The sequence below is a fragment of the Sinomonas sp. genome (genome assembly GCF_036848755.1).
Taxonomy (GTDB): Bacteria; Actinomycetota; Actinomycetes; order Actinomycetales; family Micrococcaceae; genus Sinomonas.
This window is the reverse complement of sequence record NZ_DAIUJO010000023.1, coordinates 26,267-41,420: the sequence shown is the minus strand read 5'-3', so window position 1 is coordinate 41,420 and position 15,154 is coordinate 26,267. Positions and strand designations below refer to the sequence as shown.

The window sequence follows — 15,154 nt, the reverse complement described above, 5'->3', positions numbered from 1 at the left end:
TCGCCGTGTGGGGCGGACATCGCGTGACGACGCGGGGCCACGGGACGATGGGGTCGCGCGGGCAGGGGTCTCTTCGCGATCTCGTGCGGGCGCCCATCCGCGTGCACTTCGGTCCGCCCTTGGACCTCGCGGACTGCGAGCCCGACGATGAGGCTGATGATGCGGCCGCGATGCTCCAACTCGCCATGCAGACCGCGGTGGACGTCGCAGCATCGGATTTTCCACTCGGCCAGCCGGCGGGAGCCTGGTGGCTCCCGGCGAAGCTGGGCGGCGGCGCGCCGACGGAGGCGGAGCGGGACATCTGGGACGCGCGGGACGTGATGAACGGGCTGCGGCCCGACCGGGACAAGATGTGATGGCAAGAACTGTTCGCCGAGGAGGGAATACTCCGCGCCCTTCGCGGTTGCACCCGACATGACAACGATTGGCTTCATCGGCAGCGGACACATCGGCTCCCAGCTCGCACGGCTCGCCGTGCGTTCGGGCTACGACGTGGTCGTGAGCAACTCGCGCGACCCCGAGACCCTGTCCGGTCTCGTGGCCGAGCTCGGTCCCACCGCCCGTGCCGCAACGGCCCGCGACGCTGCGCGCGCCGCGGACATCGCCGTCGTCACCATCCCGCTGAAGAACATCGACAAGGTGCCGGTTGAGGAGCTCGCCGGCAAGACGGTCATCGACACCAACAATTACTACCCCCAGCGCGACGGCTCGATCCCGGAGCTCGACTCGGAGGAGTCCACGACGGCGGAACTGCTCCAGGCGCATCTGCCCACCTCGCACGTCGTCAAGGCGTTCAACCACATCCATTCGCGCGACCTCACGGCAGACCCGCTGCCAGCGGGGTCGGCGAACCGGCGCGCCCTCGTGGTCGCCGGGGACGACGAGGAGGCCAAGGCTCAAGCGGCCCGGCTCATCGATCAGTTCGGCTTCGACGTGGTTGACGCCGGTCCCCTCGCCGAGGGCTGGCGCATCCAGCGGGACACCCCCGGTTATGGCGTCCGGCTCGACAAGGCCGGCCTCACGGCGGCGCTGGCCGCCGCGAAGCGCTACCGCGACATGTAGCCTGCCACTCGCGTGGTCCCGCCCTAGACGTCAGTCCCCGAGAACGAGCGTGTCCGGCCCGAGCTGGGTCGCCAACCCGGCCTCGAGCAGGGGGTCGACGGCGGCGCGGACGGCGTCCATCGAATCGTCCACCTCGAGGACCACGGGATGCTGGTAGGCGATGAGGGCGAGCAGGCCCCGCACCGCATCGCGCGCATCGGCGGAATCGAGCTCCGGGTTGTAGCCGAGGAACACCTCGGTGGGCTCTTCGCCGTCGTCTCCCGCCTGGGACGCCGCCGCGATCGGTGAGGCGTAGCTGACGGCGAAAGCCCGCAGCCTGCCCTTCTTCTTCGCGGGCACACCCGCCCCGAAGGCGCTCTGGGCGGGGGCCCGGAGGACCACCGCCCCGTGCGCACCCGAGGCATCCGAGAGGAACAGCTGCTGCGCCCTCCCGATACTCAGCGGCGCCGGCGGATCCCACGCATGCACGGTCGCGTAGTAGCGGCCGACGACGTCGCTCAGCTCGACGGAGCCGGTCGCCAGATCCTGCACGAGCTGGGAGCCCTGCTCCTCGGAGCCGTCGCCGAACACGGGGAGCTTCAGGGTGCCGGGACGAACGACGACGTGCCGCGAGCGCTGAAGGGGCGCGAAGCCCCGAGCCCCCGCAAAGGCCTCACCCGTGCTGCCCGAGCCGGCCTTGGTGCGCAGCGCCCTCACGCCGCCCGGGGCGAGCAGGGCCGCCTCGCGGAGGCGTCGGAGGAGCTCCGTGCCCACGCCGCGGCGGCGGTGGTCACGCGCGACCTCGACATAAGCCCACATCCGTTCCGGATGCAGCATGCTCTCGTAGACGACCCCGGCGGCCACAGGGATCCCCTGATCCTCTGCCACGACACACCGACGCCAGACCACCCCCGTGGTGTCGTCGTGGTCTGCGTCGGGCGCAAGCTCGCCGCGGAACTGCTCCACGGCGGGCCCTTCGGCGTCGCCCCAGATCTGCAGGAGGTTCTGGTCGTCGCCCGCATGCCACGGACGGTAGGTCAGCTCAGCCACGCGGTCCGCCTGCTCCTTGTTCTAGGGGTTCTCTGCGCCGTTCTAGGGCTTCTCTGCGCCTCAGTTCTTCGCGAGACGCTCGAAGAGATAGCCCTGAACCTTGTCGAGCGAGACGCGATCCTGTGACATCGTGTCCCGTTCGCGAATGGTCACGGCCTGGTCCTCGAGCGTGTCGAAGTCGACCGTGATGCAGAACGGGGTGCCGACCTCATCCTGACGGCGGTAGCGGCGCCCGATCGCACCGGCGTCGTCGAAGTCGATGTTCCAGTGCTTCCGGAGCTCGGCCGCGAGGTCGCGGGCCTTGGGCGAAAGGTCCTCGTTTCGGCTCAGCGGCAGCACCGCTGCCTTCACAGGAGCCAGGCGGGGATCGAGGCGCAGGACAGTGCGCTTGTCGACGCCGCCCTTGGTGTTCGGAGCCTCGTCCTCCGAATAGGCGTCGACGAGGAACGCCATCATCGAACGGGTGAGGCCGAAGGAGGGCTCGATCACGTAGGGGATGTAGCGCTCGTTCGTGGTCTGGTCGAAGTAGCTCAGTTCGTGGCCCGAAGCCTTCGAATGGCTCCCGAGGTCGAAGTCCGTCCGGTTGGCGATGCCCATGAGCTCGCCCCACTCGTTGCCCTGGAAGCCGAAGCGGTATTCCACGTCGATCGTGCCCGCGGAGTAGTGCGCTCGTTCCTCCTCGGGAACGTCGAACTTGCGCATGTTGTCCGGGTTGATTCCGAGGTCCACAAACCAGTTCCAGCACGCGTCGACCCAGTGCTTGAACCACTCGTCCGCCTCTGCCGGCTCGGTGAAGTACTCGATCTCCATCTGCTCGAACTCACGCGTGCGGAAGATGAAGTTGCCCGGGGTGATCTCGTTGCGGAACGCCTTGCCGATCTGCCCGATGCCGAACGGCGGCTTCTTGCGGGACGCGGTGACGACGTTGTTGAAGTTCACGAAGATGCCCTGCGCCGTCTCGGGCCGCATGTAATGGAGGCCCTCGGCGTTGTCGACCGGGCCGAGGAACGTCTTCATGAGGCCGGAGAACATCTGCGGCTCAGTCCACTTCCCGGTGATGCCGCAGTCCGGGCAGGTGATCGATTCCATGCCGTTCTCGGGTTCACGGCCCTTCTTGGCGACGTACGCCTCGATGAGGTGATCCTGACGGTGGCGCTTGTGGCAGTTGAGACATTCGACGAGAGGGTCGGTGAACGTCGCGACGTGACCGGAAGCCTCCCAGACCTGCTTCGGGAGGATGACGGACGAGTCGAGGCCCACCATGTCTTCGCGGCCGCGGACGAAGGTCTGCCACCACTGCTCCTTGATGTTCTCCTTCAGCTCGACGCCGAGCGGGCCGTAGTCCCATGCGGAGCGGGAGCCTCCGTAGATCTCACCCGCCTGGAAGACGAATCCGCGGCGCTTGGCCAGGGAGACGATAGCGTCCAGTTGGGATTTGGGTGCCAAGAGATGTCCTCCGTAGTGATCAGGGCCGCTGGGTGCGGTCCGGCGATGTCCTTCAGTCAAGCCTACCGGCGGTTAAAGTGAGTGCCATGCACGACGTCGAGATCCGCGAAGGCACCATCCGTCTGGGACAGCTCCTCAAGCTTGCCTCGCTCGTGGAGGACGGCGTCGAGGCGGCGGAGCTCATCCGCAACGGCCTCGTCAAGGTCAACGGGGACATCGAGGAGCGCCGCGGCCGCCAGCTCGCGGCCGGCGATGTGGTCGAGGTCAACGGCGAGAGGGTCAGGCTCGTCGCCCAGGAGTGACCGTCAGACTCCGGCGAGCACCTTGAGCCGCAGGAACTCGGCGACGTGACCCATCTCGGGGACGCTGATGCTGTGTCGGATCCCCTCGTAGGCGACCTTCGTGAGGTCGACATGGCCCCGAACCCACGAGAGCGTGTAGGCCACCTTGTCCGGCGTGATGACGGGGTCTGCTTGATCGCGCCCCCAGAAGAACGGGAGCGTGCCGTCGAGCTCGTCGTCGCGCACATAGTCCCAGGAGGCCTCCCCGCCCTGGCTGGCCGGATCGATCGCGAATCCGGAGAGCCCGACGACGGCGGCGAATTCGTGCGGGCGCCGCCTCAGGAGAGTCGTCGCCATCGCCATGCCCATCGAGAAGCCGAGAAGCGTGACGGAGGGATGGTCGGCACGGAATTCGTCGAGCCATCCGAGGGTGTATTCGCTCGCCGCCTCGACGTGGGCGAGGTCGAAGTCGTCGGCCGCTACGAGCGGGAACCACTGGTAGGCGCCTGGGGCCAGGACTTGCGGCGCGCGCAGCGAGACGATCGTGAATTCTTCGGGAAGCAGCGGAGTCAGGCCCATGAGGTCGGCCTCGTTCGCACCGTACCCGTGCAGGAGCACGAGGAGCGGCGTCCCTGCGCGCTCGTCTTCAGGGCGGTTCCAGATGGCCTGGGGCGCCGGGTAGCCTGCAAGGTAGCGGGAAACGGTCGAGACCTCTGTCATGCCCACCATTCTTGCACATAGTTGAAGGGTCAAGTATTCGCCTGAATGGATCAGCTAGTGCATCAGGGCACAGACGGGGCATCATCGGCGTTAACGTCTCAAGGCCTAGGAACCCCAGGTCTCTAGCCCCACCACGACGCCTCAACCCCCACGAGGGGATCAGGAGCAAAGCGAGAAGCGAGATGACTCTGACCAGCCAACGCGAAGTGGAACTCGTCGACGGCGAGCGGCACCCCTGGCATCGATATGTCGCCATGGGCGACTCCTTCACCGAAGGCATCGGCGACCCCAACCCGGATTCGCCGGGAGGACACCGCGGCTGGGCCGACCGCCTCGCCGAGGAACTCGCCCGCGGGCGCGAGGACTTCGCCTACGCCAATCTCGCCATCCGCGGCCGTCTCCTGCAGCAGATCCTCGACGAACAGCTCGAGCCAGCCCTCGCACTCGTCCCCGACCTTGTAACGATCTCCGCGGGCGGCAACGACCTCCTCCGCCCTGGCAGCGATCCGGACGCCCTCGCCGTGAAGCTTGACGGCGCCGTCGGCCGCCTCGCCGACAGCGGTGCCACGGTCCTCCTGTTCAACGGGCCGGACATCGGCTCGACCCCCGTACTCAGCGCGATCAGGGGCAAGGTGGCGATCTACAACGAGAATCTGCGGACCGTAGCCGCCCGCCACGACGCCATCATCGCCGATATGTGGAGCCTGCGGCTGCTTTCGGACCCACGGATGTGGGCAAGCGACCGGCTCCACTTCAGCCCGCTCGGGCATCACACGATCGCCATTATGGCGCTCGAGGCCCTCAACGTCCCGCACGCACTCTCCCCGATGGATCCGGCCCCGCTGCCGGGCCGGTCGTGGCGGATGGCCCGCGGGGAGGATCTCGTGTGGGCCCGCGAGTACTTCGTCCCTTGGGTGATCAGGCGGATCCGCCACAAGTCGAGCGGCGACGGCATTTCGGCAAAGCGGCCGACGGCGGCACCCGTCTTCGGGATGGGCGTACCCTTGGGCTCGGGCGACGCCGCGATAGCGGGCGCGATCGCCAACCCCGACGACGTTGGAAAGTAGGAGGCGGCCGTGAGCTTCTTTTGGCTGGTCGTCGTCTTCGGCTGGGTGATTCCGATCATCATCAGGCGGATGAGCCAAGATCCGCGGCGGCGGCAGCTTCCACCGCGCGACCGAGGCTACAACCGCTACGGCGGATATCCGGGCAACCCGTATCCCCGTGGCTTCCCCGGCCCCCCACCGCCGCCGCAGCAGGCCCCAGATGAGCCATCCGGCAGCCAGCAGCCTGGTGGCCAGCCGGTAGGAACCGCTTCCGCCACCGGTCGCCCGCCGATACCGCCCGGCGAGGGCGCCTGGTGGCAGCAGCCCATCCCGCCCGGAAGCTTCCCAAGGCAGACGATCCCGGACCCGTCCCCCATGCCGAGCCAGGCCGGCTCCGTGCCACCACGCATGCCGAATCAGGCGACCTTCGGCCAGCCAGTGCCCGGCCAGCCTGTGCCCGGCCAGACAGTGCCCGAACCCCCGACAATGCCGGAGAGCTCAGAGCCCCAGGGCTATCGAGCCCGGAAATTGGCCGAGCTCGACCAGAAGTTCACCGAGCAGAAGATCTCCCTCGAGGAGTATATGAAGGCCCGGAACGAGGTCATGCGCGGCTGACGCCGACCGCAGCCGGCCCGGCTCGTCTCATACCCTGTCTCTGGCCGGCCAGCCGTTGATCGCGAGGACTTCGCCGCCGTCTCGCACGAGCCACGAGGGATAGCCGAGCCGGCGGAGCCAAGGCAGCGCACGCTCGCCCCTGACGACCGCGGCCGTGCTCGCCATGTTCGCGCTGACGCAGTCGGGCGCTGCGACGGTCGCGCTGCGCCATACCGGCTCCGCAGGAAGTGACGTGCGCGGGTCGAGGATGTGGTGGAGCTCGAGGGACCCCGAGCTCCACCGTCTCTTCTGAGTGCTCGAGGTCGCCATGGCCCAGCCCCCGCTGAGGCGGACCTGCGTGGACGGATCGTCCGGGAGGTCTTGGACGAAGACCTCCCACGCGTCCGGTCCCGCCGTCGCGAGGTCGCCCCCGAGGGAGACCAGGACAGACGTTGCAAAGCGTTCGCGGATGTCGCGCGCAGCACGGTCCGCGGCCCAGGCCTTGGCCGTCGCGCCCAAGTCGAGGGTGACACCCGGCGGAAGGGTGAGCGCGCCGTCGTCGATCCGCACCTGGCGCCAGCTCTCGCCCGGCAGGACCCGTTCGGTGATGAGCGGCTCTCCTGGGGCGGTCCTTGTCGATCCGTCGGGAGAGGGGCCGTACCCCAGGACCGCGAGTTGGCTTCCCAGAGTCGGCGTGACATCTCCCTCGCTGCGTTCGGCCACGACGAGGGCGGCCTGGACGAGCGAGACGAGGAGCGGACTCGCGTGGCCTCCGCCCTCGCGCTGGAGACGGCTCAGCTCCGAGTCGGGCCGGAATCGGCTGCAGGCTTCGTCGATTCGGGCGAGGAATGATTGGAGGTACAGGAGGGCCGGCTCAAGCACGTCCTCGTCAGCGACCACCAGACGGCAAGCGCACGTGAAGGCCTCGAAGTCAGCGGAAGCCGGCACCTCAGGACCCCGACGAATGGCCGAACGCGCCCCCGCCCTGTGACGGCTGCAGACCCTGCTGGAACCGCGGGTACTGCTGCCGGTACTGCTGGCTTCCGCCATTCGAGCCGGATGAGCTGCCGTCCGTCCCGAAGTTCCCCGAAGTGCTTCCCGAGGTATTGGACACGTTCTGGACGGCAGCGGGCGCGTACACCGCGGCCGCGATCGCCCCGGCGCCCAGCACGCTCGAGGCCCCGACGGCGACCGCGGCAACGCGGGCACGACGACGTCCTGACTCACGGGTGTTCTGCCCCATCATCACCCTCCTCACTCCGGTCTACTCCGACGAGCGCCGTACTTCCAGAGTGGGCCGTCCTCTTGTGTCTTCCAGGAGCGAATCCTGTGGAATCCCTGTGGACGGGTCGGCCGGTTCAGAGCGTGAAGACGCGCCGCCTCAGCGCGGGACCGAGCTGCCCGATCTCCGTGAGGAAGCCGTCGTGGCCGATCTTCGCGTCGATCATGTGCACGGGAACGTCGCCCGGCAGCGCTTGCGCGAGCTCCTCGCTCTGCTCCGGGAAGTAGAGCCGGTCCGAGTTGACGGCCGCCAGGAAGAACTCCGCCCTCGCGGACGAGAGGGCCCGCCGGACGCCTCCCCGGCCGCGCCCTACGTCGTGGCTCATGAGGGCTTCGGTCAGGATCACGTAGCTGTTGGCGTCGAAGCGACCGACGAGTTTCTCGGCCTGATGGTCGAGGTAGCTCTCCACCTGATAGCGTCCGCGCGAGGCGGCTCCGCCGGGCGCGTCGAACGGGTTCTCGGCCCCTTGGCCGCGCCGGCCGAAACGGAAGCCCAGCTCCGCTTCCGATCGGTAGCTGATGTGGGCGATCCGACGGGCGAGGCCGAGCCCCGCTTCCGGGGGCGGGCCCCCGTAGTAGTCACCGTCGCGGTAGTTCGGGTCCTGGCGGATCGCGAGGATCTGGGCCTGCGCGAGCGCGATCTGCTCGGCGGTGCTGTACGCGCCGATGGCGACGACGACGCAGTGCCGCACGCGGTCCGGGTACGTCGCGGCCCACTCGAGCGCGCGGGCCCCGCCCATCGATCCGCCCAGCACCGCATGCCAGCGCCGGATGCCGAGCCGATCGGCGAGGCGTGCCTCAGCGCGTACCGAGTCGCGCATCGTCACGAAGGGGAAGCGCGAACCCCACGGCGTGCCGTCGGGATCCAGGGAGGCAGGGCCGGTGCTCCCGTAGCAGCCGCCGAGCATGTTGGCCGAGACGACGAAGTACTTGTCGGTGTCCACAGGCTTGCCGGGGCCGACGAGCGCGTCCCACCAACCCGGTTCGGGCCCCAAGCCGCGCGCGACGTGGGTGTCGCCGGTCAGCGCATGCTGGATGAGGACGGCATTGGAAGCCTCGGCATTGAGCGTGCCCCAGGTCTCGTACGCGAGCTCGACCTCGGGCAGGGCGCCGCCCGCCTCGAGCTGCAGCGCACCGACTCCGACGGCGCGCAGCACGCCGTCGGAGTCGGGGCGCGGAGCTGCAGCCGGCGCCTCGGCTGGAGCGGCGGTGAAGCGATCCACTACCGTCATGCGAGCGACTCGGCGACGACGGGGGCGCCGGAGGCTGCCGCCGCGGCCGCGAAGCCCGCCTCGAGGTCGGCGAGGATATCCGCGATGTTCTCAATGCCCACCGCGAGGCGCACGAGCCCGGGGGTCACCCCGGCGGCGCGCTGTTGCTCCTCCGAGAGCTGGGCGTGGGTCGTCGACGCTGGATGGATGACGAGCGAGCGGACGTCCCCGATATTGGCCACGTGCGAATGGAGCGTGAGCGCGTCGACGAAGGCCTTGCCGGCATCAGCGGGCGCGGCGCCGGTGCTCTCAAGTTCGAACGAGACGATCGCGCCCGCGCCCTTCGGTGCATACTTCTGGCCCAGCTCGTACCAAGGGCTCGACTCGAGCCCGGCATAGGCAACCGAAGCGACGTCTTCGCGCGCCTCGAGCCATTGGGCGACCTTGCCGGCGTTCTCGACGTGGCGCTCGACCCTCAGGCTCAGCGTCTCGAGTCCTTGGGCAATGAGGAAGGCGTTGAACGGCGCCACGGCCGAGCCAAGGTCGCGGAGCAGCTGGACGCGTGCCTTGAGAATGTAGGCGAGGTTCGCGCCGAGGATCCCGTTGACGCCGAGGTCGCGCGCGAACACGAGCCCGTTGTAGCTCTCGTCGGGAGTGTTGAACCCCGGGAACCGTTCGGGGTCTGCCGCGTAGTCGAAGGTGCCACCGTCCACGATGACGCCCGCGATCGCTGTTCCGTGGCCGCCGAGGTACTTCGTCGCCGAGTGCACCACGACGTCGGCGCCGTGCTCGAGCGGGCGGAGGAGGTACGGGGTCGCGACCGTGTTGTCGACGATGAACGGCACGCCCGCCTCGTGGGCCACTGCAGCGACCGCTTCGAGGTCGAGGACGTTCTGGCGGGGGTTGGAGATCGACTCCGCGAAGAACGCCTTCGTGTTCGGGCGGACCGCGCCCCTCCACTCCTCGAGGCTGTCCGGATCCTCGACGAAGGTCGTCTCGATGCCGAACTTGCGCAGCGTGAGCTTGAGCAAGTTGTAGGTGCCCCCGTAGAGGCTCGCGCTCGCGACCACGTGGTCGCCCGACTCGGCCACGGTGAGGATCGAGTACGTCGTCGCCGCCTGCCCCGAGGCGAGCAGGAGGGCTCCGATCCCCCCTTCGAGGCTGGCGATGCGCTGCTCGACGGCATCCTGGGTGGGGTTGCCGATACGCGTATAGATGGGCGCGAGTTCGGCGAGGGCAAAGCGGTTGGCCGCGCTCTCGGCGCTCGGGAAGACGAACGACGTCGTCTGGTAGATCGGCAGGGCCCGGGCACCGGTCTCGGCGTCAGGGGTCTGGCCCACGTGGATCTGGCGGGTCTCGAAGGACCATTGGGGGTTGCTGGACATAGCGATCTCCTTTGAGCTGCACTTGACCGGCGGCTCCCGCCGGACCAGGTCCTCACCCGGGGCACCCCACCGCAGCGGAGGGTTGCCGGCCAGCAAACCGGGGTTTGACGCTGGCACTCATGACCTCTTGAGAGTCTAGGAGGCCGCGCTTTCAGGCGGACAAGTCTGTGACCGTGTGTGAAGCACCCCCTGCGGCGCCTACCCGTCGAGAAGCCGACGCCGGTGACGCAGCTCCTTGACCCAGGAGCGGGTCTGCGTGGCCCCGAAAGGCGAGGGGCCGCCGTCGTCCGCCTCGAGGGCCGCGACGAGGGGGCCAGCCGCCCGCAGCGCCGCGTCCACGCCCCCCACCGCCGCGCGCGGCGGGAGCCCGAGTGCGCCGGCCCACCCGAGGAAGTGACGCCGCGAGATGCCGGTCCGCTTGCCGCCCAGCGGCAGGGCGAGCGACAGGTCGCCATAGGGCACCGTCGACGGAATGTCGTAGACGGGCGCAACGGTCCACTCCCCCGCAACCATGAGCCCGCGCACCACGGAGACGTTCTTCGCGTGGAGATCGCCATTCCCGACGAGCCACGCGAACGCTCCTTGGAGCGCGAGGTTCCGCAGCGCGGGCAGCTCCGCTGCGCACTGGGACGCAACGGCACGGCACAGCTCTTCGTAGCTGACGCTGTACTTGTCCGCCGGGTAGAGGCCGAGCAGCTGCGAGCCGTCCTCGACGGCCAGCCGCGCGTTGCCGCCCTCGGGCAGCACCGGCCGATCGAAGCGCTCGACGAGAAGTCCCGCACGCCCCTCGACGTCGTGCACGAGCCGGACCGGGCTCAACGGCAGCCGCAGGCGGGCGGCGAAACGGTACATGAGGTATTCGTTCTCGACGACGTGCGGGAACTCCGGGGCGTTGAGCTTGAGGATGTAGCGACGGCCGGCCTCCGCAGCGGGGAGCGAGATCATCCCCGCGCTCACCTTGTCCTGGATGCCCGCGAGCGCCTTCGGGTCGACGAGCGTCGGGTCGTCGACGAGCGCAGCGAAGTCCGGTGGGCGCCGTGCGTCGAACTCGACGGCGTGCTCGAGGTCCCGGGCGTGGCTCGAGAGCGGTTCTCCGTGCGGCACGATCTGGACATCCCCGACGGGGTCGCCGCCCGCAGCCATGAGGAGGCCGAGCTCGTCGTCCGCGCTCGTCTTGACGGCACGCCGGAGAGACGCGAGGCGACGGCCCTCGGGGAGGAGCCCGGTGAAGAACGCCGGCACGGCACCGGCCGGAGTCTCGACAGGCCGGGAACTCAAGGGGAGCGTGGTCGCGACCGGATCGCGGTGTGCGGCGAGATAGGCGGGCAGGTACGAGAAACGGGTCCCGTGCTCCACGCGCTCGAGCCGGGCCGCGAGCACCCCGGCCTTGTAGACGTCCGCGATGCGGTGCCTGCTCACGCCCGCCTCCCGCTCACGTGGGACCGCCGCCGCGGCGCGCCACGACGGCGAGGTCCAAGCCGAGGGCGTCGAGCACCGCGGTCAGCGCATCGAGCCGGATGCTCGGCTTCGCCTGTTCGACGAAGCGCACAAAGCGTTCGGAGACCCCGGCGAGATCGGCCAGATCCTGCTGGGTCAGGGCCAGCGCCCGACGTCGGTCGCGCACGCGCGCCGCGATCTCACCGCTCGCTTCGCTCATCCGGTCCCTCGATCCCTGGGATGCGACGTTCGTGTGGAGCTCGGCCCGCCTCCGGCGGAGCGCTCGTCAGTGGCGGAGCGCTCGTCAGTGGCGGAACGATCGTTCCGATCTTATCGTCTCGGGCAGTTCGACTGTGAATCGCGCCACGAAATGGGCCACCAATCGGCACGTTCGTACCGGCGTCGCCGTACGCCGACTCGTCCCCCGCCGCTCGGGAATGCCCGGGTTTCCCCGATCACTCCTCAGTGGTTCTTAGAGCCGTCTTAGATGCAACAAGGCAGGATAGGACCATGACCTCTTACGACTTCGCGGGGCAGAGCGCCTCTGTGAACCGCACTCCGCGCAGCCAACTGGCCACGCTGCCGAGCGTGCGCCACTGGATCCTCACCCCCGTGGTGCTCAGCGTCATCGTGCTCATCGGCGGCTTCGTGGCGAAGACGTCGACCATCACGGGCGCCGAACTCTCGATCGACCAGTCGATGAGCACGGAGCATGTCGGCTGGCTCAACACCCTCGCGCTCGCCGTCGAGAAGATTCTCGGCCCGTCGGGCGCCGTCGTGATACTCGTCGTGCTCATCGCCGTCCTCTGGTTCGTCAGACGCACGCCCATCGATGCACTCGCCGTCGCCTCGATCACCGGATTCGGCTGGGTCTTCAGTCTCATCTTCAAGTACGCCGTGCACCGGCAGCGCCCGGACGCGAGCCTCCTCGCGAATCCCATCTCCCCGGATATGGACCCCAACAGCTTCCCGAGCGGCCACGTCTGCTTCGCGGTGTCCCTCACGATCGCGCTCTACTTCCTGTTCCGCCACAAGCGCTGGGGGCAGTGGGTGCTCGTGGTGGGCATGGTCTTCTCGGGCCTCGTCGCCGTGTCCCGCGTGTACGTCGGGGTGCACTACCCGATCGACGTCATCGCGTCCTTCCCCGCCTCGATCGCAGGCATCCTCTTGTGGTGCGGCCTGTGGAACCGCTTCGCTCCGCGAGTGCTTGCCCGCGTCCCGTTCGTGACGCGCCTCGAGTACCGCTGACCCCGAAGGACCCTCCTGATGGATCCCACCTCGCTCCTCGTCAATGCCGGGCCCTGGGTGCTCGGCGTGGTCGCGCTCATCGTCTTCATCGAATCCGGCCTCCTGTTCCCGTTCCTCCCGGGCGACTCGCTGCTGTTCACGGTGGGGCTCCTGCACGCCCAGCTCGGCCTCTCGCTGCCCGTCCTCATCCTCGTGGTCGCCGTCGCCGCCATCGCAGGAGACCAGGCAGGCTATATGCTGGGCCGGGCCGTCGGCAGGCGGTGGTTCACGGAGGACGCGAGGATCCTCAAGCTCAGGCATCTCGAGAGCGCCGAGTCGTTCTTCGCCCGCTACGGCGGCCGGGCTCTCGTCCTGGCCCGTTTCGTACCGATCGTGCGCACCTACACCCCTCTCGTCGCGGGGGCCGCCCGGTACCCGTACCGGAGGTTCATCGGCTGGAACGTGCTCGGCGCCGTCGCGTGGTCAGTCTCCGTGACGCTGCTCGGCGTGTGGCTCGGCCACGTCGAGTTCATCAAGAACAACATCGACGTGCTCTCGGTGGTGATCGTGGTCGTCTCGGTCGTCCCGATCGGGATCGAGGCCTTGCGTCACCGCCGATCAGCCCGGACCCCGCACGCCGGGGAGGCCGAGCAGACCGCTCCCGCGCCCGACTACGCCGAAGCGGCCGACTGACCTCCGGTGCCCGCCGCCGGGGACGGGGTGCGCATCCTTGCGAGAATGTCTCTCATGGACCCCCGACCCCGCGTGCTCCTCGTGGAGGACGACCCCCAACTCGGCCCCCTCATCGCCGAGCTCCTCGCCTCGGACTTCGAAGTCACCCTCACGCCTGACGGTCGGGAGGGGCTCCGCCTCGCGACCGGCCAGGAATGGGAGGCGCTCGTCGTCGACCGCGGTCTGCCCCACGTGGACGGCATCGATCTCGTGAAGTCGCTGCGGTCCAAGGGCCTCGCCACGCCCGTGCTGATGCTCACGGCCCTCGGCACCGTGCCCGACAAGGTCGAGGGCCTCGACGCCGGAGCGGACGACTACCTCGTCAAGCCCTTCGACGCGGACGAGCTCGCCGCCCGTCTCAGAGCCATGACGCGCACCTACGCCTCACACGGACCCGAGCGCCTCGGGATCGGCACCTGGGAGCTGGACCCTGCCACGCGGGTCCTCTCATCCCCGTATGGGCACCGGGTCGAGCTCTCAGGCGCCGAGGCGACACTCCTTGCGGTGCTCGCGCGGGAGCCGGAGCGCGTGCACTCCCGTTCCGAGCTCCTCGCCGTCGCGTTCGACGCCGGAGACACCCCCGGCGTCGTCGACACCTACGTCCATTACCTGCGGAAGAAGACGGACAAGTCAGTGATCAGGACCGTCCACGGCGTCGGCTACCAGCTCGGCGGGCTCGAATGAGCTGGCGGGGGGCGCGCCGGGCCCGAAACTCGGACGAGGTCGCGCTTCGCCGCGCGGCGCTCCGGGTGGGGGTGCAGATCGCGGGAGCCGTCGCCGTCGTCGTCGTCCTGCTGCTCGCGGGAGCCGCCGTCTTCCTGTGGGCCAAATCGCAGCCGGCCGAGGTGCTCTCGCACCTCCAGCGCTCGGAACCGCAGGTCGTGCTGGACACCGTCGACGTACTGGGGATCCTCGTGGTCGGGGGCATCGCGGGCATCGTGCTCGGAGGCGTGGTCGGAGTCCTGAGCGCTCGGCGCGCGGTCCGGCCGCTCGGCGAGGCACTGGCCCTCCAGCGGCGGTTCGTCCAGGACGCGAGCCACGAGCTCCGGACCCCGCTCGCGGTCCTCGACACCCGGATCCAGCTCGCGCAGAAGCGCCTCGGTCCCGGCAGCGACGCCGCTCCCGTCCTCGCCGAGCTGCGGAACGATTCCGCCTCCCTCGCCGCGGTCATCGAGGACCTGCTCCACGGCATCGCCGGCTCCGGGCCCGACCTCACCGAGAGCCCGACTGACCTCGCCGAGCTCGCCCGGACCGTCGTCGCCGACCTCGCGGTCATGGCGAGCGACCGCGGCATCTCACTCGGGGCCGAGACGACCACGGAGCCCGTGCCGGTGGCCGTTGCGGCGCCGGCGGTGCGACGCGTCCTCGTCGCCCTCGCCGACAACGCGCTCAAGTACACGCCCGAAGGTGGGCGGGTCACGGTCGCTGTGCGGACAGCGGCGGCTCCGGGCCGTGGCGGGACGGCGCTCCTGACGGTCGCGGACACCGGGCCGGGCATCTCGGGGCCGAGCCCCGAGCGGGTCTTCGAGCGGTTCTCGCGCGGCGGTTCCACGGCGCGGCTTGACGCGCGGCGGAGCTACGGAATCGGACTCGCGCTCGTTCGGGAGATCGCCGTTCGGAACGGCGGATCCGTCCGGATCGCCGAAACGGGGGCCGGTGGAACAACGATGGAAGTGGCACTTCCGCTCGCACTTTCCAAGTAA

Annotated in this window: 17 protein-coding genes, 1 pseudogene and 1 riboswitch; of the genes and pseudogenes, 9 read left to right on the top strand and 9 right to left on the bottom strand. The window is 69.2% G+C overall.

What is annotated here, in order from left to right; translation table 11 throughout:
* Both V7053_RS05605 and V7053_RS05600 read left to right on the top strand, forming a co-directional pair.
* Positions 1–356, top strand: a pseudogene (locus tag V7053_RS05605) (hypothetical protein); the annotation flags it as partial.
* Between the two features lie 58 nt (positions 357–414).
* On the top strand, positions 415–1,062 hold the full coding sequence (locus V7053_RS05600; protein ID WP_334171285.1) for an NADPH-dependent F420 reductase: 648 nt from the start codon (positions 415–417) through the stop codon (positions 1,060–1,062).
* A 30-nt stretch (positions 1,063–1,092) separates the two neighbouring features.
* Here the strand turns inward: V7053_RS05600 and V7053_RS05595 are convergent, their stop codons facing one another.
* A complete protein-coding gene (locus V7053_RS05595) occupies positions 1,093–2,091 on the bottom strand; it encodes a GNAT family N-acetyltransferase (protein ID WP_334171284.1) in 999 nt (332 codons plus the stop codon).
* A 60-nt stretch (positions 2,092–2,151) separates the two neighbouring features.
* Positions 2,152–3,537: a glycine--tRNA ligase gene (locus V7053_RS05590; protein ID WP_334171283.1), complete on the bottom strand. Its 1,386-nt coding sequence runs from the start codon at positions 3,535–3,537 to the stop codon at positions 2,152–2,154.
* Positions 3,538–3,623: 86 nt separating this feature from the next.
* Here V7053_RS05590 and V7053_RS05585 point away from each other — a divergent pair, with 86 nt between their 5' ends.
* Positions 3,624–3,839 carry an RNA-binding S4 domain-containing protein gene (locus tag V7053_RS05585; RefSeq protein WP_334171282.1) on the top strand — a complete coding sequence of 72 codons (216 nt, stop codon included), beginning with the start codon at positions 3,624–3,626 and terminating at the stop codon, positions 3,837–3,839.
* Positions 3,840–3,842: 3 nt separating this feature from the next.
* Here V7053_RS05585 and V7053_RS05580 read toward each other — a convergent pair whose 3' ends face one another.
* Positions 3,843–4,538 carry an alpha/beta hydrolase gene (locus V7053_RS05580; RefSeq protein WP_334171281.1) on the bottom strand — a complete coding sequence of 232 codons (696 nt, stop codon included), beginning with the start codon at positions 4,536–4,538 and terminating at the stop codon, positions 3,843–3,845.
* A gap of 182 nt (positions 4,539–4,720) precedes the next feature.
* Between V7053_RS05580 and V7053_RS05575 the strand changes: the two genes are divergently transcribed.
* Both V7053_RS05575 and V7053_RS05570 read left to right on the top strand, forming a co-directional pair.
* Positions 4,721–5,605 (top strand): SGNH/GDSL hydrolase family protein, encoded by an 885-nt coding sequence (locus tag V7053_RS05575; protein ID WP_334171280.1) that lies wholly within the window; start codon positions 4,721–4,723, stop codon positions 5,603–5,605.
* Positions 5,606–5,614: 9 nt separating this feature from the next.
* On the top strand, positions 5,615–6,199 hold the full coding sequence (locus V7053_RS05570) for a hypothetical protein (RefSeq protein WP_334171279.1): 585 nt from the start codon (positions 5,615–5,617) through the stop codon (positions 6,197–6,199).
* Between the two features lie 27 nt (positions 6,200–6,226).
* Here V7053_RS05570 and V7053_RS05565 read toward each other — a convergent pair whose 3' ends face one another.
* The 6 genes from V7053_RS05565 to V7053_RS05540 form a co-directional block, all read right to left on the bottom strand.
* A complete protein-coding gene (locus V7053_RS05565) occupies positions 6,227–7,126 on the bottom strand; it encodes an FAD:protein FMN transferase (protein WP_334171278.1) in 900 nt (299 codons plus the stop codon).
* Position 7,127: 1 nt separating this feature from the next.
* A complete protein-coding gene (locus V7053_RS05560) occupies positions 7,128–7,424 on the bottom strand; it encodes a hypothetical protein (RefSeq protein WP_334171277.1) in 297 nt (98 codons plus the stop codon).
* A 112-nt stretch (positions 7,425–7,536) separates the two neighbouring features.
* Complete coding sequence (gene metX, locus V7053_RS05555; RefSeq protein ID WP_334171276.1) at positions 7,537–8,691, bottom strand: homoserine O-acetyltransferase MetX; 1,155 nt, start codon at positions 8,689–8,691, stop codon at positions 7,537–7,539.
* The gene (locus V7053_RS05550; protein WP_334171275.1) at positions 8,688–10,055 is read right to left on the bottom strand and encodes a bifunctional o-acetylhomoserine/o-acetylserine sulfhydrylase; all 1,368 of its coding nucleotides are present in this window, start codon (positions 10,053–10,055) and stop codon (positions 8,688–8,690) included. The genes metX and V7053_RS05550 overlap by 4 nt, the downstream gene beginning before the upstream one ends.
* A gap of 13 nt (positions 10,056–10,068) precedes the next feature.
* Positions 10,069–10,180: riboswitch (SAM riboswitch) on the bottom strand.
* 73 nt (positions 10,181–10,253) lie between these two features.
* A complete protein-coding gene (locus V7053_RS05545; RefSeq protein WP_334171274.1) occupies positions 10,254–11,474 on the bottom strand; it encodes a type II toxin-antitoxin system HipA family toxin in 1,221 nt (406 codons plus the stop codon).
* Positions 11,475–11,487: 13 nt separating this feature from the next.
* Positions 11,488–11,712, bottom strand: coding sequence for a type II toxin-antitoxin system Y4mF family antitoxin (locus tag V7053_RS05540; protein WP_334171273.1), 225 nt, complete (start codon positions 11,710–11,712; stop codon positions 11,488–11,490).
* A 290-nt stretch (positions 11,713–12,002) separates the two neighbouring features.
* Here V7053_RS05540 and V7053_RS05535 point away from each other — a divergent pair, with 290 nt between their 5' ends.
* Genes V7053_RS05535 through V7053_RS05520 form a run of 4 tightly spaced genes read left to right on the top strand, consistent with a single transcriptional unit; the run spans position 12,003 to position 15,154 of the window.
* On the top strand, positions 12,003–12,740 hold the full coding sequence (locus tag V7053_RS05535; RefSeq protein ID WP_334171272.1) for a phosphatase PAP2 family protein: 738 nt from the start codon (positions 12,003–12,005) through the stop codon (positions 12,738–12,740).
* Positions 12,741–12,758: 18 nt separating this feature from the next.
* Entirely contained in the window at positions 12,759–13,412 is a 654-nt protein-coding gene (locus tag V7053_RS05530) for a DedA family protein (RefSeq protein WP_334171271.1), read from the top strand.
* Positions 13,413–13,466: 54 nt separating this feature from the next.
* Positions 13,467–14,135 carry a response regulator transcription factor gene (locus V7053_RS05525; protein ID WP_334171270.1) on the top strand — a complete coding sequence of 223 codons (669 nt, stop codon included), beginning with the start codon at positions 13,467–13,469 and terminating at the stop codon, positions 14,133–14,135.
* Positions 14,132–15,154, top strand: coding sequence for a sensor histidine kinase (locus V7053_RS05520; protein WP_334171269.1), 1,023 nt, complete (start codon positions 14,132–14,134; stop codon positions 15,152–15,154). Before V7053_RS05525 ends, V7053_RS05520 begins: the two co-directional genes overlap by 4 nt.

Bases quoted from the DNA above. Each gene is read 5' to 3' on its own strand.
- V7053_RS05600 (WP_334171285.1), top strand. From the start codon at position 415: ATGACAACGATTGGCTTCATCGGCAGCGGACACATCGGCTCCCAGCTC.
- V7053_RS05585 (WP_334171282.1), top strand. From the start codon at position 3,624: ATGCACGACGTCGAGATCCGCGAAGGCACCATCCGTCTGGGACAGCTC.
- V7053_RS05580 (WP_334171281.1), bottom strand. From the start codon at position 4,538: ATGACAGAGGTCTCGACCGTTTCCCGCTACCTTGCAGGCTACCCGGCG.
- V7053_RS05575 (WP_334171280.1), top strand. From the start codon at position 4,721: ATGACTCTGACCAGCCAACGCGAAGTGGAACTCGTCGACGGCGAGCGG.
- V7053_RS05560 (WP_334171277.1), bottom strand. From the start codon at position 7,424: ATGATGGGGCAGAACACCCGTGAGTCAGGACGTCGTCGTGCCCGCGTT.
- metX (WP_334171276.1), bottom strand. From the start codon at position 8,691: ATGACGGTAGTGGATCGCTTCACCGCCGCTCCAGCCGAGGCGCCGGCT.
- V7053_RS05550 (WP_334171275.1), bottom strand. From the start codon at position 10,055: ATGTCCAGCAACCCCCAATGGTCCTTCGAGACCCGCCAGATCCACGTG.
- V7053_RS05540 (WP_334171273.1), bottom strand. From the start codon at position 11,712: ATGAGCGAAGCGAGCGGTGAGATCGCGGCGCGCGTGCGCGACCGACGT.
- V7053_RS05535 (WP_334171272.1), top strand. From the start codon at position 12,003: ATGACCTCTTACGACTTCGCGGGGCAGAGCGCCTCTGTGAACCGCACT.
- V7053_RS05530 (WP_334171271.1), top strand. From the start codon at position 12,759: ATGGATCCCACCTCGCTCCTCGTCAATGCCGGGCCCTGGGTGCTCGGC.
- V7053_RS05525 (WP_334171270.1), top strand. From the start codon at position 13,467: ATGGACCCCCGACCCCGCGTGCTCCTCGTGGAGGACGACCCCCAACTC.
- V7053_RS05520 (WP_334171269.1), top strand. From the start codon at position 14,132: ATGAGCTGGCGGGGGGCGCGCCGGGCCCGAAACTCGGACGAGGTCGCG.